At 69.7% G+C, this 20,208-nt stretch carries 20 protein-coding genes; 11 read left to right on the top strand and 9 right to left on the bottom strand.

The genetic code is table 11. The features are described 5' to 3' along the window. The first annotated feature begins 264 nt into the window (after nt 1-264). The gene (locus NQO67_RS08405; protein WP_255948828.1) at nt 265-477 is read left to right on the top strand and encodes a hypothetical protein; all 213 of its coding nucleotides are present in this window, start codon (nt 265-267) and stop codon (nt 475-477) included. A gap of 59 nt (nt 478-536) precedes the next feature. On the opposite strand, the gene NQO67_RS08410 is transcribed toward NQO67_RS08405, so the two are convergent. Further along, a complete protein-coding gene (locus NQO67_RS08410) occupies nt 537-1,274 on the bottom strand; it encodes a Type 1 glutamine amidotransferase-like domain-containing protein (protein WP_255948830.1) in 738 nt (245 codons plus the stop codon). Between the two features lie 421 nt (nt 1,275-1,695). On the opposite strand from NQO67_RS08410, the gene NQO67_RS08415 reads away from it, so the two are divergent. Then, on the top strand, nt 1,696-2,883 hold the full coding sequence (locus NQO67_RS08415; RefSeq protein ID WP_255948832.1) for a right-handed parallel beta-helix repeat-containing protein: 1,188 nt from the start codon (nt 1,696-1,698) through the stop codon (nt 2,881-2,883). Nucleotides 2,884-2,978: 95 nt separating this feature from the next. On the opposite strand, the gene NQO67_RS08420 is transcribed toward NQO67_RS08415, so the two are convergent. The 3 genes from NQO67_RS08420 to NQO67_RS08430 are packed head-to-tail and all read right to left on the bottom strand — an operon-like array spanning nt 2,979 to nt 3,990. Continuing rightward, on the bottom strand, nt 2,979-3,323 hold the full coding sequence (locus NQO67_RS08420; RefSeq protein ID WP_255948834.1) for a hypothetical protein: 345 nt from the start codon (nt 3,321-3,323) through the stop codon (nt 2,979-2,981). Then, nucleotides 3,323-3,574 carry a hypothetical protein gene (locus tag NQO67_RS08425; RefSeq protein WP_255948836.1) on the bottom strand — a complete coding sequence of 84 codons (252 nt, stop codon included), beginning with the start codon at nt 3,572-3,574 and terminating at the stop codon, nt 3,323-3,325. The genes NQO67_RS08420 and NQO67_RS08425 overlap by 1 nt, the downstream gene beginning before the upstream one ends. Next, nucleotides 3,571-3,990, bottom strand: coding sequence for a DUF6415 family natural product biosynthesis protein (locus tag NQO67_RS08430; RefSeq protein WP_255948848.1), 420 nt, complete (start codon nt 3,988-3,990; stop codon nt 3,571-3,573). Before NQO67_RS08430 ends, NQO67_RS08425 begins: the two co-directional genes overlap by 4 nt. Before the next feature lie 147 nt (nt 3,991-4,137). On the opposite strand from NQO67_RS08430, the gene NQO67_RS08435 reads away from it, so the two are divergent. The 3 genes from NQO67_RS08435 (at nt 4,138) to NQO67_RS08445 (ending at nt 6,606) form a co-directional block, all read left to right on the top strand. Then, the gene (locus tag NQO67_RS08435) at nt 4,138-5,406 is read left to right on the top strand and encodes a helix-turn-helix domain-containing protein (RefSeq protein WP_255948850.1); all 1,269 of its coding nucleotides are present in this window, start codon (nt 4,138-4,140) and stop codon (nt 5,404-5,406) included. A 21-nt stretch (nt 5,407-5,427) separates the two neighbouring features. Next, entirely contained in the window at nt 5,428-5,904 is a 477-nt protein-coding gene (locus NQO67_RS08440) for a hypothetical protein (RefSeq protein WP_255948852.1), read from the top strand. Between the two features lie 267 nt (nt 5,905-6,171). Next, the gene (locus NQO67_RS08445; protein WP_255948854.1) at nt 6,172-6,606 is read left to right on the top strand and encodes a hypothetical protein; all 435 of its coding nucleotides are present in this window, start codon (nt 6,172-6,174) and stop codon (nt 6,604-6,606) included. A 72-nt stretch (nt 6,607-6,678) separates the two neighbouring features. Here the strand turns inward: NQO67_RS08445 and NQO67_RS08450 are convergent, their stop codons facing one another. Further along, the gene (locus NQO67_RS08450; protein WP_255948856.1) at nt 6,679-7,701 is read right to left on the bottom strand and encodes an AraC family transcriptional regulator; all 1,023 of its coding nucleotides are present in this window, start codon (nt 7,699-7,701) and stop codon (nt 6,679-6,681) included. 194 nt (nt 7,702-7,895) lie between these two features. Between NQO67_RS08450 and NQO67_RS08455 the strand changes: the two genes are divergently transcribed. After that, the gene (locus NQO67_RS08455; protein WP_255948858.1) at nt 7,896-8,267 is read left to right on the top strand and encodes an EthD family reductase; all 372 of its coding nucleotides are present in this window, start codon (nt 7,896-7,898) and stop codon (nt 8,265-8,267) included. Nucleotides 8,268-8,399: 132 nt separating this feature from the next. On the opposite strand, the gene NQO67_RS08460 is transcribed toward NQO67_RS08455, so the two are convergent. Continuing rightward, nucleotides 8,400-9,425 carry an STM4015 family protein gene (locus NQO67_RS08460; protein ID WP_255948860.1) on the bottom strand — a complete coding sequence of 342 codons (1,026 nt, stop codon included), beginning with the start codon at nt 9,423-9,425 and terminating at the stop codon, nt 8,400-8,402. A gap of 175 nt (nt 9,426-9,600) precedes the next feature. On the opposite strand from NQO67_RS08460, the gene NQO67_RS08465 reads away from it, so the two are divergent. The 4 genes from NQO67_RS08465 (at nt 9,601) to NQO67_RS08480 (ending at nt 16,977) form a co-directional block, all read left to right on the top strand. Next, nucleotides 9,601-10,950, top strand: coding sequence for an SMI1/KNR4 family protein (locus tag NQO67_RS08465; protein WP_255948862.1), 1,350 nt, complete (start codon nt 9,601-9,603; stop codon nt 10,948-10,950). 495 nt (nt 10,951-11,445) lie between these two features. Next, on the top strand, nt 11,446-13,764 hold the full coding sequence (locus NQO67_RS08470; protein WP_374118956.1) for a glycoside hydrolase family 9 protein: 2,319 nt from the start codon (nt 11,446-11,448) through the stop codon (nt 13,762-13,764). 190 nt (nt 13,765-13,954) lie between these two features. After that, the gene (locus tag NQO67_RS08475; protein WP_255948864.1) at nt 13,955-14,791 is read left to right on the top strand and encodes an undecaprenyl-diphosphate phosphatase; all 837 of its coding nucleotides are present in this window, start codon (nt 13,955-13,957) and stop codon (nt 14,789-14,791) included. Between the two features lie 137 nt (nt 14,792-14,928). Beyond that, complete coding sequence (locus tag NQO67_RS08480) at nt 14,929-16,977, top strand: NAD(P)-binding protein (RefSeq protein WP_255949617.1); 2,049 nt, start codon at nt 14,929-14,931, stop codon at nt 16,975-16,977. 312 nt (nt 16,978-17,289) lie between these two features. Here NQO67_RS08480 and modA read toward each other — a convergent pair whose 3' ends face one another. Together modA and NQO67_RS08490 are read right to left on the bottom strand one after the other, a co-directional pair. After that, nucleotides 17,290-18,117: a molybdate ABC transporter substrate-binding protein gene (modA, locus tag NQO67_RS08485; RefSeq protein ID WP_255948875.1), complete on the bottom strand. Its 828-nt coding sequence runs from the start codon at nt 18,115-18,117 to the stop codon at nt 17,290-17,292. A 117-nt stretch (nt 18,118-18,234) separates the two neighbouring features. Next, a complete protein-coding gene (locus NQO67_RS08490) occupies nt 18,235-18,630 on the bottom strand; it encodes a TOBE domain-containing protein (RefSeq protein WP_255948877.1) in 396 nt (131 codons plus the stop codon). Nucleotides 18,631-18,919: 289 nt separating this feature from the next. Between NQO67_RS08490 and NQO67_RS08495 the strand changes: the two genes are divergently transcribed. Continuing rightward, nucleotides 18,920-19,177: a chaplin gene (locus NQO67_RS08495; RefSeq protein WP_255948879.1), complete on the top strand. Its 258-nt coding sequence runs from the start codon at nt 18,920-18,922 to the stop codon at nt 19,175-19,177. A 164-nt stretch (nt 19,178-19,341) separates the two neighbouring features. Here the strand turns inward: NQO67_RS08495 and NQO67_RS08500 are convergent, their stop codons facing one another. Then, nucleotides 19,342-20,208, bottom strand: coding sequence for a tyrosinase family protein (locus NQO67_RS08500; RefSeq protein WP_255948881.1), 867 nt, complete (start codon nt 20,206-20,208; stop codon nt 19,342-19,344).

Below are 20,208 nucleotides of genomic sequence, written 5' to 3' on the forward strand. Positions count from 1 at the left end.
GGAGGTCGGGTCGTCCACGGGAGCAGACGCGTCCTGATACTCCGTCCGGCCACAGCGGACACCCCATACGGTTTTGAGACAGATGTGAATCAATTCACGCTATGGGAGGGGGCGATGCGTCAGCGGTGAGGCGCGAAGGCCATCGAACGGAACTTACAGGTCATTAGCCCCGTACCACCGCACAACTCCTCCTGTGTACGCGCTTCGTCACAGTGCGCCCGAAAGAGCGCGGCGGCCGGCGCGGAGCACCATACGCTCGCGCGCATGAACGAGGTGAGGTGTACGTACTGCGGCACCGTGGGGCTGGCCCCGGGGGCGTTACGCATGGGTTACGAGACCATCGTGTGGCGGGACGAGACACCGCTCAGCGGTCTGGCGGCCGTGCGGGAGAACCTCACGGGCCGCACCTGGCAGGTCGATTCGTACCGCTGCCCGTCCTGCGGTCATCTGGAGCTGTTCTCCGTGACGAAGAACTAGAAGCCCCTCGATGCCCTCCTTCTCCCCGCTCAGGGAACGGCGACGCGAAGGGCGACGCGTCAGGGAAGGGCGATGACGGCGCCGTCCCGCGTCACGACCTCCCCGTCCCGGAGGCACCGGTGTTCCAGGCCGGCCTGCCCGAGCCAGGCCACGGCGGCGTCGACCGCTGACGCGTCCGGATGGTCCGACTGCCAGTGCGGCACGATCCGGAACGGCACGAGCCCGAGGCTGACGGGCCGCGCCGCCGCAGGGTAACCAGGAGGGACGATCTCCTCGTCATCGACGAACCCGAGCCCCTGGAGATCCGGCCCGGCCACGCAGGCCCCCGCCGAATACCCGCCGTAGACGAACTCGGCCCTCCCGGACTGGCGTTGCAGGGCGGCATGGAACCCGGCCGCATGCATGGCCCTGGCCAGCACGAACACGTTGCCACCGAGCGCCCACACCATGTCGAGCCCGGCCAGCCGCGCGGCAAGCGCGTCGGGCGAGCCGGACGGGCCGGACGGGCCGGTCGAGCCGGGTGAACTGGGCGCGCCGGATGAGCTGAGCGATTCGGATGAGCCGGGCGCGTCGGGCGAGTCCGGCGATGCGAAATAGGCCCGCAGGTCGAGTTCTTCGGCGCGGTAGCCCCACGACGCCAGGGTCTTCTGCTCCCGAACGAGCGCGTAATCCCGCGTGGCACCGTACTGGTCGAGCGCGTTCAGGATGATGCCCGCCCGGCCCGTGACGGTCGTCGCCGGCAACATCCGGGGACGCTGCACACCGGTGAGCACGTACGAACTGAGCAACAGCTCCACGCCGGAACCTCCAAGACGCGCCGGGGCCAGGGATGCGCCCCCCATTTGTACCCGCACGGAACGGCGAGCCGACGACATCTGGACGTTCCAGAAGCTTCCAGACGCGTCCAGCCTCCAAGCCCACCCGCACATCCCCCACACCATCGCTTTCGGACACGTCCGGCACCGCAAGGAGCATCCCGGCCGCCCCTCGTCCAGGCGCGTTCCGCCGCTTCACCACCAAGACACGTGCTGGACGGCGCCGTCCTGTGGATCGAGTCCCAACTATTGACGTGCCCATGGCGCCCGCCTAGCGTAAGGAAGCGCTTCCATAGTAAGCGCTTTCTACACCGCACAGTCAGACACACGCACCCATGCACCCGTGCCGCGGACCCTCTCCGCGCCTGCCCCGCGGGCCACCTGGAAGAAGGACGAGACGCCAATGAAGTCGAAGACCCCCCTGTCCTTGGCGGCATGCGCGGCCCTGGCGATCGGCGCGGCCCTGGCGCTGCCCGGTGCCACGGCGACGGCGGCCGACAGCACGCTCTACGTGGCACCGAACGGCAGCGACAGCGCGGCCGGCACGGAGTCGGCACCGACCACGCTGACCTCGGCGATCAGCCGGATCGCCCCGGGCGGCACGATCTACGTGCGCGGCGGCACCTACAACCTGTCGAGTACGGTCACCATCCCGGCGGGCAACAACGGCACCTCCAGCGCCCGCACGAACCTGACCGCCTACCAGGGCGAGAAGCCGGTCCTGAACTTCTCGGCGCAGGCCGAGGACTCGGCGAACCGCGGGCTCGCCGTGGACGGCAACTACTGGCACGTCTACGGTCTCGCCGTCGAGCACGCCGGTGACAACGGGATCTTCGTCGGCGGCAGCAACAACGTCATCGAACGTGTCGAAACGGCCTTCAACCACGACTCGGGCCTCCAGATCTCCCGAATCTCCTCCGACACCCCGGACAGCCAGTGGCCGGCCAACAACCTCATCCTCAGCTCGGAGTCGCACGACAACGCCGACTCCGACGGTGAGGACGCGGACGGCTTCGCGTCGAAGCTCACCTCGGGCAACGGGAACGTCTTCCGCTACGACGTGTCCCACAACAACATCGACGACGGCTGGGACCTCTACACCAAGACCGACACGGGACCCATCGGCCCGGTGACCATCGAGCACTCCCTCTCCTACGGGAACGGTACGCTCAGCAACGGCCAGCAGAACGACAGCGGCGACCGCAACGGCTACAAGCTCGGCGGCGACGACATCAAGGTCAACCACGTCATCCAGCACGACATCGCGGTCGACAACGGCCACCACGGGTTCACCTACAACAGCAACCCCGGCTCGATGACGATCTCGAACAACGTCAGCATCGACAACGCCGAGCGCAACTTCTCGTTCGACGCGGGCACGTCCGTGTTCAAGAGCAACGTCTCGTGCCGTTTCAGCGTCGACGGCTCCAACGACAAGACCATCGGCACCGTCGACAGCTCGAACCAGTTCTGGAACGAGGACACCGGGAACGGGTCCGGGTGCTCGTCCTACAGCGGCACCCTGGGCTGGTCCTTCGCCTCGGACGGCACGCTCAACGTGACGTTCGGGGGCAAGGTGGTGAACCCGTAGGTTCGGCTTTACCCCGTCCGCTCATCCGGGTTCGCCCGGGTGGGCGGACGGGCCGTCACGGGGCCTCGCGCGACCGCAGGAGACCGCACGAGACCTCACGGTGGGAGCAAAGGCCTCCTTCTCCCTGGAGGGAGTCGCTTTTGCTGTTGCCGATGCAGCCTGCCGAGGGCGGTCAGCTGGCGCTGCTCCCGTTCGGTGGCGGGCCGGAGACGACGGTAGTGAACGCGCCAGGCGCAGCCCGTCGGGCGTTCGAGCTCGACGACCTGACCGTCGACGTTGCGGACCCGACCGGGCATGTCACGGTCACGGTCGTACAGCACCGAGCCGATCCCGATCGCCGCGGGATCGGCGAAGACCCCGTTCGGGCAGGGCCCTGGGGTCACGGCGATGGCCGCCGCCCGTAACGCCTCCTTGCCGGCCGGCGTCTTCGCCCTCCTCATCACGCCGCCCCTTCCTTCTTGAGCGCGCTGGTCAGCAGCCGTGCCGTCTCGAGGTTGCAGCGCCCCAACTCGACGAGCGGGCGCGGCCAGGCGTCCGCGTAGGCCGCGGGTTCCACGCACAGCGACGGCAGGGTGACGCCGGCGGCGTGCAGCGCGGCCCACAACTCGTCGCGTACGTCTTCGGCTTCCCTGAGCCGCTCGGCGGCGGTGATCGGTCGCTTGATGGTCCCGTTGGTGTCTGCCTCAGTCATTGCATGCCTCCGGCTGTGGTATTGGTGCAGGAATCCTTGGCTTCTGGGCCAGTCAAGTTCTCGTAGTGGTCGCACAGAGTGAGCAGCACAACGGCGAGGCTTCGCGCGTACTTCACAGCAGAGACCAGCCCGTCGCCGGGGCCTGCGGCAAGCCGCGCGCTCGCCCCATCCACCGAGGCCAGAACAGGGCCCCGTACGGCGTTCTCGTCGGATAGTGCGTGCGCCGCGTCACCCACCACGGAGACGAGGACCACGATGTAGTCGCCTAACTGCTTGGTCCTCGCAGAGAGATCGTCGAACCGCGGAAGCGTCGCTTCGTCTGCCAGCAGCTCAGCCGCGACGCTCCGCATCGCCCTCACATCGATTGGTCCTGAGGACAACGGGCCACTGGCAATGGCATCTGGGGAAGCAGCCATACCACCCTCCTCCACTACGGAAAGTGGTGTGACGGTGACGTAAGGCATCCTGGAAGGGCCAACACTGATCCGTGCGGCGCATAGACGTATGCAGCAGTCGCATAACCGGGGTGCCATGGCACGCCGCACGATGTACGAATCGGGGTAATGGTGAACTGGTCGAATCAGGCGGTGCGCGCCGCCTCCGGCAAAGGCGATTACGGGCGGGTGATCAAGCTGACGCGCCTCGACGCTCGAGTCAGTCAGCGGCAGTTGGGTGAAGGCTGCGGGATCAGCCAGTCGGCTGTCTCCCGACTCGAAGGCATGGGCGCAGACGGCACCTACAACATGTCTCTTCTGGCGAGGGCTGCCCAGCACTTAGGCATTCCTCTCCAGTTCGTCGGTCTCGCCGACCAGACGGCAACACCTACCACCCACCTGGGCGGATCGGGGGTGGAACGTCGATCGTTCCTTCAGGGGGCGGCAGCCGTTGCCGCAGTCCCCGGCATCGCTTCTCTCGGAAATCCTCATGCGCACACGACCGACAACGCCCAGGCGTCAAGCCTCCGCTTGGCCACCTCCGCGTTCAGAAGGCTTGACGGCACCACTCCTTCTCGGCACCTGCAAGAAGCTGTGCTTGCGCATCTTCGGTTGACGCAGATCACCGCCGCCGAGGCGCACGGCGGAGAGCTGAAGAGGCGGTTGGCCGCGGTCGGGAGCGAAGTAGCCAGTTTGGCCGGATGGCTGGCGTGGGATATGGGCGACAGCGGTTCGTCTCGCACCTGGTACGGAGGCGCCATCAAGGCCGCTCGTCGAGCGGGTGACCGTTTGCTGAGTGCATACCAGATTGGAAGCCTGGCGCAGTTCGAAGCCCACGCAGGCAATGCCGCACAAGGGCTCGCTTTGATTCGGAAGGCTCGCCTGGAACTTCAGGACCATCCTCTTGCCATCGCCACTGCTTGGCTATTCGCTATCGAGGCTCTGGCCCATGCTGCGGCAGGCGATCAGCAAGCGGCAGACCAGTCCCTCACGCAAGCAGCACGTGCTGCTGAGCAGGCACCAGCAGAAGAGCCCGCACCGTGGCCGTGGATATTCGCCTTTAGCGGTGCGAAGGTGGCCGCCATGCGTCTGACCTGTGGTGCCCTACTCGGCCTGCCCAGTTGGGTGACCAGCAGTATGAGAGATGCAAAGGAAACCCTTTCCTCGGGGCACGAAAAGCAACGTGCTTTGCTGATGCTCGACATCGCTTCAGCGCAGGTGGCCGCCGGCCGGGTGGACGGAGGATTCTCACTGGCCACTCAGGCGCTCGAGACGGGTATTCGTTACCGTTCGGGTCGGATCGTTGAACGCGCCCGCTCCGTTCGCCGCCAGTATCCCTCAGCTAATCCTCGTGTCGTCCGCGATTTCGACGACCGCCTGCACGACGTCTACCTGTAACCGTCACCCGAAAGGAACATCATGCGTTTGGGTATCACCGGCCACCGCGGCATGCCGGCTTCCAGCCAAGAACTGATTCGCACCGAATTGGCCAAGGTAGTGCAAGAACACAACCCCAGCCAACTCGTCGGGGTCTCCTGTATCGCGGACGGACCAGATGCCTGGTTCGCGCAGGAGATTCTCGCGCATGGTGGACGGATTGAGGTGGTCGTTCCGGCCGAAGAGTATCGGGCAGGACTCCCCGAGGACCATCACGCTGTCTATGACGAACTGGTCGAGCATTCCGGCAAGGTTCATTCGACCGGCATGAAGGCATCCACGTCCGAGGCGCACCAGGCAGGCAGTGAACTCCTGGTCAACCTGGTGGACGAACTCGTCGCGGTCTGGGACGGACTACCGGCCCGAGGGTACGGCGGGACGGCCGACGTGGTGGCCTACGCCCGCCAGACCGGCGTACCGGTCAGGGTGATCTGGCCGGAAGGAGCATCCCGCGATTGAGCACTTCACGTTAACCGTTAACCGTCCTGTCGGTGGCATCGCCCAGCGACGCTTCCCCAGCACCACCATTCGACGATTTCTAAGGGATTTCAGAAATGCCGCACTCAATACCGTCAAATCATCGCCGTTCGTTCACGATATCTCACAGGAAATGTGAGCGGCACAGCGTGACTCGCGCTGCGCCCTCACCCCACATCAACCCCAGCAGTCGGCCCCCGTGACCCACATCCGGATCTCCCGGGCCGCTCAATAATCTCAGGAGCCCGGATGCTGCATTGGCACGGTTACCACTGGCAGGGGGCAGGCGCCGAGTTCGGACGGGAGTCCAACCGCCGCCCGGGCCCGGATCGCGGGGACCCGCACACCGAAGCCTTCATCGATTCCCGACTTCCCCCACTCCTCCTCGGCAACGCGCTCCTGCGAAGACCCGACCCCGGCTGTACCTGGACCGATCCGAAGGACGCCGTCGCCTGGCTCCGGATGCAGCACGAAGCCCATCCCCCGCCTCGCCGTTCGAACGGCATCACGCCGGGCCCGCCCCTCCATGACCGCGCCGCCCTTGCCGTCGGCCGTCTCGCCGACGGCTCCGAAGTCGTCTGGGCCCACTGGAACGCCTCCGGCACCACGATGACGCACCACCTTGTCGTGTCCTGCCCGAGCAGGACCACGCCGCAGCACCCGTGCCCGGAACCGCCCGCCTGACCGGAAGGCACCATTGCGTTGCGCGGGTCCAGGGCGACCCCGCGGCGCGCGGACCCGCTCAGGGCGGACCGCTCAGAAGCGTCCAGCCTGCGCATCCCGACGCCACACGGCCGGCGGCCTGCCGTAGCGGTGCTTGAACGCGCGGCTGAACGCCGCCTCTGACGTGTAGCCGACGTTCTCTCCGATGGTCCCGGCCGGAAGGGACGTGTTGTGGAGCAGGTCGGCGGCGGCGTCGAGGCGTACGTGTGCGAGGTACGTGGCCGGCGGTTTGCCGACCCGGGCGACGAACCGGGCGGCGAAGGCGGAGCGGGAGAGGCAGCACGCTCGGGCCAGTTCCTCGACTGTCCAGTCGTGGCCGGGGTCCCGATGGACGGCGCTCAGGGCCGGACCGATCTCGGGGTCGAGCGCGCCGGCGAGCCAGTTCGGCTCGGCGTCCGGGCCGGCAGCCCAGGCGCGCAGCACCTGGATGAAGAGCAGATCGAGGATGCGGGCGATCATCACCGCCGACCCCTGTGAGGGTGACTGCATCTCGATGAGGAGCATCCTGCGGGCCACTTCAAGGCCTTCGAGCGCTGGGCCGCGGGCGCCGCGCAGGATGATCACGGCGGGGAGGCTCGAGAGCAGATGGCTCGCCTGCGGGTCGCCGATCGTGAACGTTCCGGAGAGCCAGCGCGCCGACCGAGGTGCGGGTGCGTCGTGCTCGGATGCGTCGTGCCCGGACGCGCCGGCGCGCACGGTCGCGGGTGCGCGCTCGCCCGCGTCACCTGTGCGGTCGCCCATCGCGTCACCCACTCCGCCTATGTGGTGCGGATCGCCGCGCGGGAGCAGGACGACATCGCCGTGACGCACGCGCTCGGCCTGCGGGGAGCCGTCCATCCGAACCACGACCTCGCCCTCGTCGACGATGTGCAGGGCGCCGATACCGGAGAAGCCGACCGGGAAGGTGCTCAGCGGACCGTAGGCGGCGATCCGCTCTCCGCCCAGACGGACGTTCCGCAGCAGTTCCGAGAGCAAGTCGTGCGGCTGACCACTCAGGTCAGGGCCGAGTGCCGCGTCCGCTGGACGATCGGCAAAGTCTCCCGGCGGGACGATCATGGTTGTCTTCCGTTCCTCCGCCTAAGTTCGAATCACAGCAAGTGATTCGTGCGGGCTCCGGGCCCACGCTGGGGCGCTCTGTCTACCACGTCGTTCGACGGGACACGGGGCGGCTGCGCGCCACCGGAAGTTCGTCCGACACCTCCGACACCTCCGACGCCACGTCAAGGTCGGGGTCCGCCCATGCGTATCGCATGCGTATCGACTCACGCGTATCGACGAACAACGACGACCAGGAGCCATCCGTGACCGCGCAGAGCAACCCGACCAAGATCAGCTTTGTCTACTCCAACCCCACCGACCCGGAGGCGTTCGAGGTGGCCTACCCCGAGCAACTCGCGCTGGCGCGGAAGCTCCCCGGCCTGACCCGGTTGCAGGCGTCGAAGGTCTGGCCGAAGGAAGACGGCAGCCCGACGCCGGCGTACCGACTGCTGGACCTGTACTTCACCGACTACGCGGCCGCCAGTGCCGCCGCCGCGGAGGCGGGTCCCCTCGTCGCCGCTACCCGCGAACACGCCACCGGGGGCATGGTGATCGCCTTCGCGGAGGTCCTCGAAGACGCCTGAGCGCGCCGCACGCCCCGCACCACGGCCGTACGCGGCCGGGTTGCGGGGCGTGCGTGCGACCGGCTCATCCACCCGACGGCCTGACATCGGCGGGCGCACCCGACCAGGCTCCGTACCACCTCACCACCAGGATCAATAGCTCAGTGGTCCCACGCAGATATGGCGCACGACGGTGCCGTCGTCCTCCGCGTACCACTCGGCGTCGTCCTCGTCGACGTCCACCTCGACACCCGCGGGTTCGAGCGCCTGGCGGATGCGCTGGCGGAGCGGCTCGCTGAGGTAGTTGTGGTGCAGGTTGAGCTTCTTGAGGTGGGTCAGCGATCGGCCGGCGAGGAGGGCGGTGGCGCCGTCGTCGCCCAGGGTTCCCAGGGACAGGTCGAGCACCTCCAGTTGGGGGACGATCGGGGCGGACGCCACGGCGGCGGCCACCTCGTCCTGGATCTCGCTGTTGCGCAGCGCCAGGTGCCGCAGCCGGGGCAATCGGGCACCGGACAGGATCGGCTCCAGGTCGGCCACCTCGTGGTCCGCACCGTCGTCCGGGCCGCCCAGCCACAGCTCCAGGTGTTCGAGCGCGGGCAGTTCACTCGCCCCCACACCTTGTATGACCTCGGCCGACAGTCCGCTGCTCGCCACGACGAGCCTGCGCAGCGATGCGTGGCGCAGAGCGCGGAACCTGAGCTTCAGGACGATCCGTCGCTCCTCGTGGTCTTCCCCCATCTCGATGCCCGGCGTCTCGTCTCCCGCGCGCAGGCCGAGTTCCTCCAGCGCGGGGAACCCTGCCAGGAGCGGTGTGACATCGGTCTGGGTGATCCTGGAGAGCTTGCACTCCTTGTCCGTGATGTCCCCGAGGTACAGCGACCGCAGGGCGGGCATCCGGTCGCGCACGGCCAGCAGCGCCTCGACGACCTCGGAGGGATCGGTGTCCTCCGGGTCGCCCCAGACGCCGACGATCAGGGCGCGGACCCGCGCGATGTCGACTTCGGCGCAGAAGCTGTCGAAGGTGTCCACCCACAGCTCCTCGGTCGTCCACCGCTCGCCGCCGATCCGCCAGGCCACGGCGTGGGGCTCGGGCAGCGTGGTCGTCACGCCGCAGTGCTCGGGAAAGGTGAAGGCGGGGAGGCCGTACAGCTCCTCAAGGTGGTGGTCCTGGGTCCGCATGCTGTCCGCTCCTGCCGTACGACGTGTCCGAGGTGATGCGCGCGGCAGTTCTACCAGGGGTGAGCCCGGCAACTCCGGATTGTCGGTGCCGCTTGCTAGCTTTCACGTCCGTTGATGAAGCACGTCCGTTGAAGCACGTCCCTTGAAGCACGTCCGACAATGCCAGGAGGCCCCGTTGCCCGCGCTCCACGACTTCGCGACCTGGGAGCCGTTCCTGCGGTCCATACGGACGGCCAACGCCGACGAGATCGCCGGCGGCGGACTGCACGTGTCGGGGCACGTCCAGCGGCACGGCGGCTTCGGGGCGAACGCGCACCTCGGCGACATGGCCGCCCTGTTCCAGGTCGTGACCGACATGGGGGAGGCGTTCGACCAGGCCGCGGTCGACCGGGTGGCGTTCTCCGTGAGTTTCGCTCCGGACGGGCGCACGGTGCTCCGAATATGGGGGAGCAACCCCGCCGTGACCAGCGGGATCGGGTCGCCCATGGGGGCGCTGCTGCTGGTGGACGGGGCGGTTCCCGAACCGTGGCGGCGGCTGCCGGAGAGGTTTCCCGACGTCGCACCGGACGCGTCGGCGGACGCCGACCTGCTGGAGCGGACGCTCCGCGAGCGGCTGCCGGAAGCCGTCGGCGCGTCGGAGGAGGAGCTGTCCAGGGCTGAGGCGCGCCTGGGCGTCGCACTGCCCGAGGAGGTGCGGGCCCTCTACCGCGTGGTGGGCGGGGAACCGCCGCTCCACGGCGACCTGGACCTCGACGCCTTGGGGCGGGAGGCGACCGCGGTGGGGTTCGAACTGTTCCCGCTGAAAGAGGTGTACGTCGCGTATGCGGCGTCCCGCCACTTCCTCTGGCAACACGGGGCGATGGAAGTGGCCGCCACCGTGCCCGGCGCCGCCGTGCAGGACCTGCCGGGTTCGCCCGGCTGGATCGTCGTCGGCGACACCGGCGGCGGAGACCGCATCGCCGTCGACCTCACACCGGGCCCGGGCGGGCACACCGGGCAGCTCATCGTGATCAGCCATGAGGAGAGCGTCGGCGCTGACCACGTCGCACCGTCCCTGACGGACTGGGTGGTGCACCACGTCCAACGCGGGGCAGGCCGACGCCGCGGAGACCAGCCGTACGTGGCCCACGTCAACCACGCGAGCGTGACCAGCATCGAGGCCGCAGCTCACCCGGAACTCCAGGTGCTGAGCCTCGGCGTGTGGGACGGCGAACCCTTCAGCCTGGCAGCCGTCACGGGCCTGCCGCGGCTGCGCACCCTGGCGGCGTACCCGGGGACGCTCGCCGACCCGCTGGAGATCGCCGGACTGACCGGCCTCGAATACCTCGAACTCAGCTCCACCGACTGGCGTGTCCTCCTCGACGCCGACGCCGTCCCGCGCACCCTGCTGGCCGCAGGTGTCGAGGAACGTGGCCGGCCCGACCCACGTGGAACGGTGGAGGTCGCGAACGCGCTGCTGGCCCTGTGGGGGCGGGAGCCGATCGGGGGGAAGGTGGTCGAAGGCCACCTCGGACGTTCCGAGTGACCAGTCCGACCGGTCCGGGCAGGAAGACCAGTCCGACCGGTCGGGGCAGGAAGACCAGTCCGACCGGTCCGGGCAGGGAGACCAGTCCGACGGTCCCGGGAGTGACCTCGGTCTGACCGTCACCCCAACGGGGGCGCCCCGAACGTCGGGCGCCCCCTTGACGCAAGCGCTTACCCCGCACGGTGGGGGCACCCCACCGCACCCCGCCCGAACCACCACGCCCCACCCGCCTCCGGCTCCACCCCCCGACCTCACCCGCACCTCCCCCGCCCCGACCAAATCCCACCCCCCTCCTACCTCTTGACGATCCTTTGACAAACGCGCCACGATGCCTCGGTGGGAGCGCTCCCATACCCCGATGCGTCACGCATGTGGGGGCGCTTCCCCAACCCAACCCCCCGGGAGGATCCGACCGTGCCCCAACCACCCGCTCACCCCACCCCCAGCGCGCCGGACGCGCTGGGTATCGCGCCCCGTGTGCGGCGCAGTAGAACCGTGGTCCGACTGGTCGCCGCCGCTGCGACCGCCGGGCTGCTGGCCGGAGCGCTGGCCGGCGGTGCCTCCGCCGCGCCGACCGTCAAGGCCGAAGAGGTCATCAACGGCACCTTCGACAGCGGTGCCACGGCACCCTGGTGGTGGACCGAGAACAACCCGGCCTCCGTCGTCGACGGCCGGCTCTGCGCCGACGTGCCGGCCGGGACCAGCAACCCGTGGGACGCCATCATCGGCCAGAACGACCTGCCGGTCACCGCGGGCGAGACGTATGCGCTGACGTACACCGCGAGCGCCACGTCGCCGGTCACCATCACCACCAACGTGCAGCAGGCCACGGACCCGTACACGCAGTACTTCACCTCCGCCGACCAGCTGACGGCCGAACCGAAGACGTACGAGCAGACGTTCACGGCGAAGGCCGACGACGACGCCGCCCAGCTGGCGTTCCAGATCGGCGGCAGCAGCAGCGCGTACACGTTCTGCGTGGACGACATCTCGCTGGACAGCGGCGCCGAGGTGCCGCCGTACGACCCGGACACCGGCTCCCCCGTGCGGGTGAACCAGGTCGGCTATCTGCCCGACGGACCCAAGAAGGGCGTCTTCGTCACCGACGGGACCGACCCGGTGGCGTGGTCCCTGAAGGACGCGAACGGCGCCGAGAAGGCGAGCGGCACGACCACACCGAAGGGCGTCGACGCGTCCTCCGGCAAGAACGTGCAGACGTTCGACTTCAGCAGCTTCAGCACACCCGGCGAGGGCTACACGGTCACCATCGGCGACCAGGTCAGCGAGCCGTTCACCATCGCCGCCGATGTCTACAGCGAGCTGCGCACGGACGCGTTGCAGTACTTCTACGTGGAGCGCAGCGGGATCGCGATCGACGGCAGCATCGTCGGCGACAAGTGGGCACGGCCGGCGGGCCATGTCAACGAGGGCGCCAACCAGGGCGACAACGGCGTGACCTGTGTCGCGTCCGACCCCTGCGACTACACCCTGGACGCGGCCGGCGGCTGGTACGACGCCGGTGACCAGGGCAAGTACGTCGTCAACGGCGGTATCGCCGCCGCCACGCTGCTGTCCAGCTACGAGCGGACGCTGACCGCGCCGGGCGCCAGCAAGGACGCCCTGGGCGACGGCAAGCTGCGGGTGCCCGAGCACGGCAACAACGTGCCGGACATCCTGGACGAGGCCCGCTGGGAGCTCTCGTGGCTGATGTCGATGCAGGTGCCGGAGGGCCAGCCGCTGGCCGGCATGGCGCACCACAAGCTGCACGACGCCCAGTGGACCGCGCTGCCCACCCAGCCCACGGACGACGACCAGCCGCGTGAGCTGCACCCGCCGTCCACCGCAGCGACGCTGAACCTGGCGGCCGCCGCCGCGCAGGGTGCCCGTCTCTTCCAGCCGTACGACGCCGCCTTCGCGGACAAGCTGCTGGCCTCGGCCCGCACCGCGTACGCCGCCGCCAAGGCGCACCCGGCCGTCTACGCCCCGGCCACCGACTCCACGGGTGGCGGCGCGTACAACGACGACAACGTCACGGACGAGTTCTACTGGGCCGCTGCCGAGCTGTACATCACCACCGGTGAGGACTCGTTCAAGAGCGACCTGACGGGCTCGGAGCTGTGGGGCCAGGGCGAGGACGTCTTCCCGAAGGGTGGCTTCTACTGGGGTTCGACCGCCGCACTCGGCGCCCTGGACCTGGCGACCGTGCCGAACAAGCTGGCCGCCGACCAGCTCACCGAGGTCCGCAGCGAGGTCACCGGTGCCGCCGACGGCTACGCGGCGGACGCCACGGCTGCCGCCTACGGCCAGCCGTACGCGCCCGAGAAGAACGCGTGGGTGTGGGGCTCCAACAGCTCGGTGCTCAACAACGCCGTGGTGCTCGCCACGGCGGCCGACCTGACCGGCCAGGCGAAGTACAAGAACGCCGTGCTGGGCGCGATCAACTACATCCTGGGCGACAACCCGATGAACCAGTCGTACGTGACCGGCTTCGGTGAGCGCGCCACGCAGAACGAGCACAACCGCATCTACGCCCACCAGCTGGACGCGGACCTCGCCAACCCGGTCCCCGGCTCCATGGCCGGCGGCCCGGACAACGCGCTGGAGGACCCGACCGCGCAGGCGAAGCTCGTCGGCTGCGTCGGGGCGATGTGCTACATCGACGACATCCAGTCGTACTCGACCAACGAGATGGCGATCAACTGGAACGCCCCGCTGGCCTGGGTCGCCTCCTACGTGGACGACCTGGGCACCGTTCCGACCGTCGCGGGCGACGGGGGCCACCACGGTGGCCACCACGGGGGTCACCACCACTGAGGTCAGGACCTGAGGTCACGGCCTGAGGTCACGACCACCGAGATGAACGGCTGAACGGACGGCCGGGGCGACCCGTGGGACATCACGGGCACCCCGGCCGTTCCCCTGTGACGTTCGCCCGGCCGCCGCGGCGGGACCGCCGACTCAAGTAGAGTCGCGTCGTCTCCCCCGCGCGTTAGGACGAAAACACGTGAGCGCCATCAGCGTCGGCCAAGCCACGGTCCTCGGGATCGTCGAAGGGGTCACCGAGTTCCTGCCGGTCTCCTCGACCGGTCATCTGAAGATCACCGAAGGGCTCATGGACATCCCGGTCGACGACAAGTCCGTCGTCGCCTTCTCCGCGGTGATCCAGGTCGGTGCCATCGCCGCGGTGTTCGTGTACTTCTTCCGCGACATCGTGAGGTTCGTCTCGGCGCTGCTGCGCGGCATAACCGACCGCGAGGTGCGACAGCACCACGACTTCAAGTTCGCCACCTGGGTGATCTACGCCACGATCCCGATCGTGATCGTCGGACTCGCCGCGAAACCGCTGATCGAAGGGCCGCTCGCCTCGCTGTGGGTGGTGGCCGGCTCGCTGATCGTCGGCAGTGGCGTGATGTGGGCCGCGGACCAGATGGGGCGGCACAAGCGCGGTGAGGACGACACCTCGTTCAAGGACGCCATGCTGGTGGGCTGCTCCCAGATCCTGGCGCTGCTCTTCCCCGGCTTCTCGCGCTCCGGGGCCACCATGTCGACCGCCCTCGTCCTCGACCTCGACCGGGTCGCCGCGACCCGGTTGTCGTTCTTCCTCGGCCTGCCCGCCCTGACCGGCGCCGGGGTCTACGAGCTGAAGGACGCGGTGGGCGGCGGCGCCCCCGTGCTGCCCCTGGTCGTGGGCACCGTGGTCTCCTTCATCGTCGCCTACGCGTCCATCGCCTGGCTGCTGAAGTTCGTCGCCAAGCACTCGTTCAACGCGTTCGTGCTCTACCGCATCGTGATCGGCGTGCTGCTGTTCGCGCTGCTGGGGATGGGGATGCTGGGGGCCTAGGCAGTGCGGCCGTCGATGGCTTTCGCACAAGTCCTGGAACCACCGTGCAGGCCGGAACAGTCATTCCCCACGTGCCCACTCTTCCGCAGCAAGCGTCCACCGCCGGCCCCGGCGATGCCACCAGGCCCACCGGGGCCATGGTGGTGTGCGGCGGTGACGCCCTGGCGCTCCGGCTCGCTGCCGAACTGCGCGGGCTCTACGGAGAGACCGTCACCCTGATCGTGCCGGGTGCCCCCGCCGCGCCCGGGCAGCCGGTCGGCGGGCTGGCCCGCGCCTCCATGCTGCTCGGCCGGATCTCGGCCGTCGTCACCCGCGCGGCCGGCAGCGGGGGCGGAAGCGGCGGCAACGGCTCGGGGAACGGGTCCGGCACCGGGTCCGGCACCGGCGCCGGGAGCGGGAACGGCGGCGCGGGCGGCGGCGCCGGGCGCGCCGGGGGTGCGTCCGATCCGGGTGCCGCGGACGGCGGTGGCGCGGCGGCCGACCGGATCATCGCGGCGCCGGAGCCGACCGAGGCCGTGCTCGCGGAGGCCGGGGTGCGGCAGGCCGCGGCGCTCGCCCTCGTCCACGACGACGACGAGACCAACATCCGCGCCGCGCTCGCCGCCCGCCGCATCAACCCGCGGGTGCGGCTGGTCATCCGCCTCTACAACCGGCGGCTCGGCCAGCACCTGGAGGCCCTGCTCGACCAGGCCGCCACGCTGGCCCAGCCGGACCAGGACCCCGCCGACGCTTCCACGACCGTGCTCTCGGACGCCGACACGGCCGCCCCGGCGCTGGCCGCCTCCGCGGTCGCCGGCTCCAGCAAGGTCGTCCAGGCCGGCGGGCTGCTGCTGCGCGCCGCCGAGGTCACCCCGGGCCGCGGGGGCGACGCCGGGCAGGGCCTGTGCACGCTGGCGCTGCTGTCGTCGACGGCCGCCGACCCGGCGGGTGCCGAGGGTACCGAGGGCAGCGGCTCGGACGGGCCGCGGATGCTGCCGGACAAGGCGTCGGTGGCCGCGGCGCCGGCACGGGGGCGGGTGGTGCTGACCACGGTGTCGTCCTCGGGCGCCGCGCCGGCCCGGCCCCGCAGCGTGCCGCTCGGTTCGCTGCTGTCCAAGCGGCTGCGCTGGTCGTTCACCGTCCTGGTCGGCGCGGTCCTGGCACTGGCGGTGGCGTCCATGCTGGTCACCGGCGACCGCCCGCTGACCGCCACCTATCTCACCCTGCTCGACCTGTTCGCGATCAACGATCCGGCCGTGAACGAGCCGGCCGGCCGGCAGATCCTCCAGCTGCTGTCGGGGCTGGTGGGGCTGCTGTTGCTGCCGGTGCTGCTGGCCGCCGTGCTGGAGGCGCTGGGCAGCTTCCGCAGCGGGTCCGTGGCGCGCCGCCCGCCGCGCGGCCTGTCCGACCACGTGGTGCTGCTCGGGCTCGGCAAGATCGGTACCCGGGTGCTGGTGGAGCTGCGGCACCTGAACATCCCGGTGGTGTGCGTCGAGGCCGACCCCGAGGCGCGCGGTGTCGCCGTGGCGCGACGGCTACGGGTGCCCGTGGTGCTCGGTGACGTCACCCACGAGGGGGTGCTGGAGGCCGCCAAGGTCAGCCGGGCGCGCTCCCTGCTCGCGCTCACCAGCCTCGACACCATCAACCTGGAGGCGGCGCTGACCGCACGCGCCGTCCAGCCGCGGCTGCGGGTGGTGCTCCGGCTCTACGACGACGACTTCGCCACCGCGGTGTACCGCACCCTGCGCGCCGCACACCCGCGGGCACGGACGCGCAGCCGCAGCGTCTCGCACCTGGCGGCGCCCGCGTTCGCCGCGGCCATGATGGGGCGGCAGATCCTGGGGGCCATACCGGTGGAGCGGCGGGTGCTGCTCTTCGCGGTGGTGGACGTCGCCGGGCATCCGATGCTGGAAGGCCGCACGATCGAGGACGCGTTCCGGCCCGGGCAGTGGCGCATCCTCGCGCTCGACCGGGCCGCGCCCCGGAACCGGCGCGGCGGCGCGCACGCGGACGGCGAGTCCGCGCGCGGGGAGTCCGCGCGCGGGGAGTCCACGCGCGGCGAGTCCACCGGGGACGGGGGGCGGGCGCTCGACCTGGTCTGGGAGTTGGATCCCGGGCGGGTGCTGCGGGCGGACGATCGGGTGGTGATCGCGGCGACGCGGCGGGGGTTGGCGGAGTTGCTGGGTCGCCACGGGCGTTTTTCTTGAGGCGGTCGCCCCTGTCCACTGGGGGCTCTGCCCCCGGTGCCCCCGAAGCGGGGCGGTGGCCCGGTGCGAGCGGGTGCCGCGGGCGCGGGTGCTCCGGGTGCGGGCGGGTGGCCCCGGGTGCGGGCCGGTGGTCCTGGCCCGGCAGCGGTTGCCCCTTCGGGACGGTGACGAACTGACGGTTTCGTCGGGGCTTGTCGCGCAGTTCCCCGCGCCCCTGTGTACGTCGGGGTGCCCTCGACTCATGAGGTACCCCGCGCCCGCGAGTGCGTCGGGGCGCTCTTCGAAACGCAAGAATCACCCCGCCCCGTTCGCCTACGGCTTCTCGAAGCCCGCGTCGCTCAGCAGCTTCTGGCCCTCCGTGGTCCAGAGCCAGGTCAGGAATGCCGCGGTCTCCTTGGGGTGGCCGGCAGCCTTGAGGGTGCCGGCGGGGTAGGGGATGTTCACGTTCTGTGCGGCGGGGATGGGGACGCCTGCCACCTTCGTCGGTGCGGAGGCGATGTCGGTCTTGTAGACGAGGCCCGCGTCGGTCTTGCCCATCGCGACCTTGTCGAGCACCGCCCGTACGTTGGGCGACTCCGCAGCCGGGTGGACGGTGACGTGCTGGGCGTCCAGGACCTGGTGGCTGTAGCGGCCGGCCGGCTCCTCGGGTGCGGCCAGCGCCACCTTGAGCTTCGCACCGGCCAGGTCCCGCAGATCGTGGATCTTCTTCGGATTGCCCTTGCCGACCGCGATGACCAGGCTGTTCCTGGCGATGACCGAGGACTTGCCGACGATCTTGGACTGCGCGTCGGTCATGGTCTTCTGGTCGTCGGTGACCAGGGCGTCGGCTGACGTGCCCTGCTTGACCTGGGCGGCCAGCTGCTCGGTCCCGGCGAAGGAGAACGCCAGACGGACGTTCGGATGCTTCTTCTGGTACGCCGCGCCCGCCTCCTTCAAGACGTCGGTGAGGGAGGTGGGGGCCAGCACCGTCAGGGTCACCGCCGACCCGCCGTCCGCGCCACCGGACCCGCCTGACCCGTCTGAACTGCCTGATCCGCCGTCATCACCCTTGCCGTCGCTGCTGTCACAGCCGGCCAGCGGCACGAGGAGGGCGGCGGTCAGAGCGGCTGCGGTGGCGCGGCGACTGAAGACGGTCGGCATCTGCGGACTCCTTGGCGGGCGAACGAACGGGACGGGGCGCGGCGATGGGGGCACCTCCCACACCCTTGAGGCAGTGGGGGAAGGAGCACATGCGTCAGTGTGGGGGAACGGGCCGCGTCAGACGCGGTCGATGTGCACGTTCGTAGCCTTGACCCGTGCCGTCGCCTCCATGCCCACTTCCAGGCCGAGTTCCTGAACGGCCTCCCGGGTCAGCAGGGACACCAGTCGGTGCGGGCCCGCCTGGATCTCCACCTGTGCGGCGACGTCGCCGAGTTGGACGGCGGTGACGATACCGGGGAAGGAGTTGCGCACCGAGGTGCGGGGCGTCTCGTCGTCTCCCCCGCCGCCCTGGCCGGCCTCCACGGCGAACGCGGCGAGGTCCCGGCCGTCGATGAACCGCCGCCCGCTCTCGTCACGGCGGGTGGCGACCCGGCCGGCGTCCGCCCAGCGGCGGGCGGTGTCGGGGCTGACGCCCAGGAGGCGTGCCGCCTGACCGATGGTGTAGGACTGCATACGCGTCAATGTAGGAGAGGATGGCTTGCATTTGCAAGGGGATTTACTTGTTTGGCTTGCAGATGCCGTTTAGTAGAACGGGGTTGTTCGGGCGTGCTCCGCGTGGTTGCGCGTGGTTCCGGGTAGGCGTGCGTGAGCTCCGAGGGTGCGGTGAACCCGTTCGGCCCAACCGTTGGGCAGGTCGTCACACTAAGCGTCATCACCGTGACCGACGGTGCAGCGCGGCGTTGAAGGCAGTGCGTCCGCTGATCAAGCGGGCGCCCTCACCATCCCTTTGAAGGAGATCTTGATGTCTCGCATCGCCAAGATGGCCGCCATCGCTGCCGGCGCGGGTGCCGTGGTCCTCTCCGGCACGGGCCTGGCCATGGCCGACTCGGGCGCCAAGGGCGCTGCCGTCGACTCGCCCGGCATCGTGGCCGGCAACGTGGTCCAGGCCCCGATCGACGCCCAGGCCAACGTGTGCGGCAACACCGTCAACGTCATCGGTGCGCTCAACCCGGCGTTCGACAACGTCTGCGTCAACTCGGACGACGACCACAACCACTGAGGCGGTCGTCCCCCTCGCACACCGCGTAACACCGCCCCCGGCCATCCCTGCCGGCGACCCCCGTCACGGGCCGCCGGCGGATCGCCGGGGGCTGTTCTCAGGTGTGGGCCAGGAAGCAGGCCACAAACGGGTCAGGAGCAGGTCAGGAGCGGATCAGGACCGGGTCAGGTGTACTGGTAGATCGACGTCACGTCCTCCATCTCGGACGGTTTCACGTTCCACGGCGGCATGGCCTCGTCGCGGGCGACGATGCGCTGGTACTGCTCGTCGTCGGGCCCCGGCGGCTTCGCCGGAAGGTACGCCGACGTCGGGTTGGCCTGCTGCCAGCGTGCCCAGACCCGGTCGACGAAGGCGTGGTGCAGCCAGAAGACGGGGTCGTTCGGGGAGGCGCCGCCGAGCATGTTGCCGCCCACCCAGCGGTGCACCCGGTTGTGGAGCTGGTACTGCTCGTTCCCCGAGCCGTCGCCCCACCCCTCCAGCCTGTTGCGGAACCCCGACTCGGACGTGGAGTTCCACGGCGCGACGTCGTAGGTGGTGTCGCTGACGGCCGCGTCCAGCTGGGCCTGGGTCGGCAGGTCGATCGGGTCGGTCGGGTGGCCGAAGTCCCGCACGAGGAAGTCGTCGTCGGTGACGTTCTCCTTGAGCGTCCAGTCACCCGTCGCGTAGGCGAACGGGCCCGTCGTCACCTGCCGGTCGCCCCCGCTGCCGTTGCCCCCCATGAAGTCCTCCGCCCACAGGGACGCGGCCGGCGTACGGTCCACCGTCCAGTCCCAGTACGGCACGGTGACCGACGGGTCGATGCGTTGCAGCGCCGCCTCGAACTCCAGCAGGAACTTGCGGTGCCACGGCAGGAACGAGGGCGTCATGTGGGCGACCCGCAGCCCGCTCTCCCCGTCCGAGACGTAGTACGTGATGTGGGTGCGCACGAAGGGGTCGTACTCGCCCCTGCTCTTCAGTTCGAGGAGCGCGGCGACGAACTTCTTCCTCTCGGCAGACGTCAGCGCGTTCTGGTTCTTGCGGATGTAGGCCAT

Source organism: Streptomyces odontomachi, assembly GCF_024435355.1.
GTDB lineage: Bacteria > Actinomycetota > Actinomycetes > Streptomycetales > Streptomycetaceae > Streptomyces > Streptomyces odontomachi.

Bases quoted from the DNA above. Each gene is read 5' to 3' on its own strand.
- NQO67_RS08460 (WP_255948860.1), bottom strand. From the start codon at position 9,425: ATGCGGACCCAGGACCACCACCTTGAGGAGCTGTACGGCCTCCCCGCC.
- NQO67_RS08445 (WP_255948854.1), top strand. From the start codon at position 6,172: ATGCTGCATTGGCACGGTTACCACTGGCAGGGGGCAGGCGCCGAGTTC.
- modA (WP_255948875.1), bottom strand. From the start codon at position 18,117: ATGCCGACCGTCTTCAGTCGCCGCGCCACCGCAGCCGCTCTGACCGCC.
- NQO67_RS08415 (WP_255948832.1), top strand. From the start codon at position 1,696: ATGAAGTCGAAGACCCCCCTGTCCTTGGCGGCATGCGCGGCCCTGGCG.
- NQO67_RS08420 (WP_255948834.1), bottom strand. From the start codon at position 3,323: ATGAGGAGGGCGAAGACGCCGGCCGGCAAGGAGGCGTTACGGGCGGCG.
- NQO67_RS08500 (WP_255948881.1), bottom strand. From the start codon at position 20,208: ATGGCCTACATCCGCAAGAACCAGAACGCGCTGACGTCTGCCGAGAGG.
- NQO67_RS08450 (WP_255948856.1), bottom strand. From the start codon at position 7,701: ATGATCGTCCCGCCGGGAGACTTTGCCGATCGTCCAGCGGACGCGGCA.
- NQO67_RS08455 (WP_255948858.1), top strand. From the start codon at position 7,896: ATGCGTATCGACTCACGCGTATCGACGAACAACGACGACCAGGAGCCA.
- NQO67_RS08405 (WP_255948828.1), top strand. From the start codon at position 265: ATGAACGAGGTGAGGTGTACGTACTGCGGCACCGTGGGGCTGGCCCCG.
- NQO67_RS08440 (WP_255948852.1), top strand. From the start codon at position 5,428: ATGCGTTTGGGTATCACCGGCCACCGCGGCATGCCGGCTTCCAGCCAA.
- NQO67_RS08425 (WP_255948836.1), bottom strand. From the start codon at position 3,574: ATGACTGAGGCAGACACCAACGGGACCATCAAGCGACCGATCACCGCC.
- NQO67_RS08495 (WP_255948879.1), top strand. From the start codon at position 18,920: ATGTCTCGCATCGCCAAGATGGCCGCCATCGCTGCCGGCGCGGGTGCC.
- NQO67_RS08430 (WP_255948848.1), bottom strand. From the start codon at position 3,990: ATGGCTGCTTCCCCAGATGCCATTGCCAGTGGCCCGTTGTCCTCAGGA.
- NQO67_RS08480 (WP_255949617.1), top strand. From the start codon at position 14,929: ATGGTGGTGTGCGGCGGTGACGCCCTGGCGCTCCGGCTCGCTGCCGAA.
- NQO67_RS08435 (WP_255948850.1), top strand. From the start codon at position 4,138: ATGGTGAACTGGTCGAATCAGGCGGTGCGCGCCGCCTCCGGCAAAGGC.
- NQO67_RS08490 (WP_255948877.1), bottom strand. From the start codon at position 18,630: ATGCAGTCCTACACCATCGGTCAGGCGGCACGCCTCCTGGGCGTCAGC.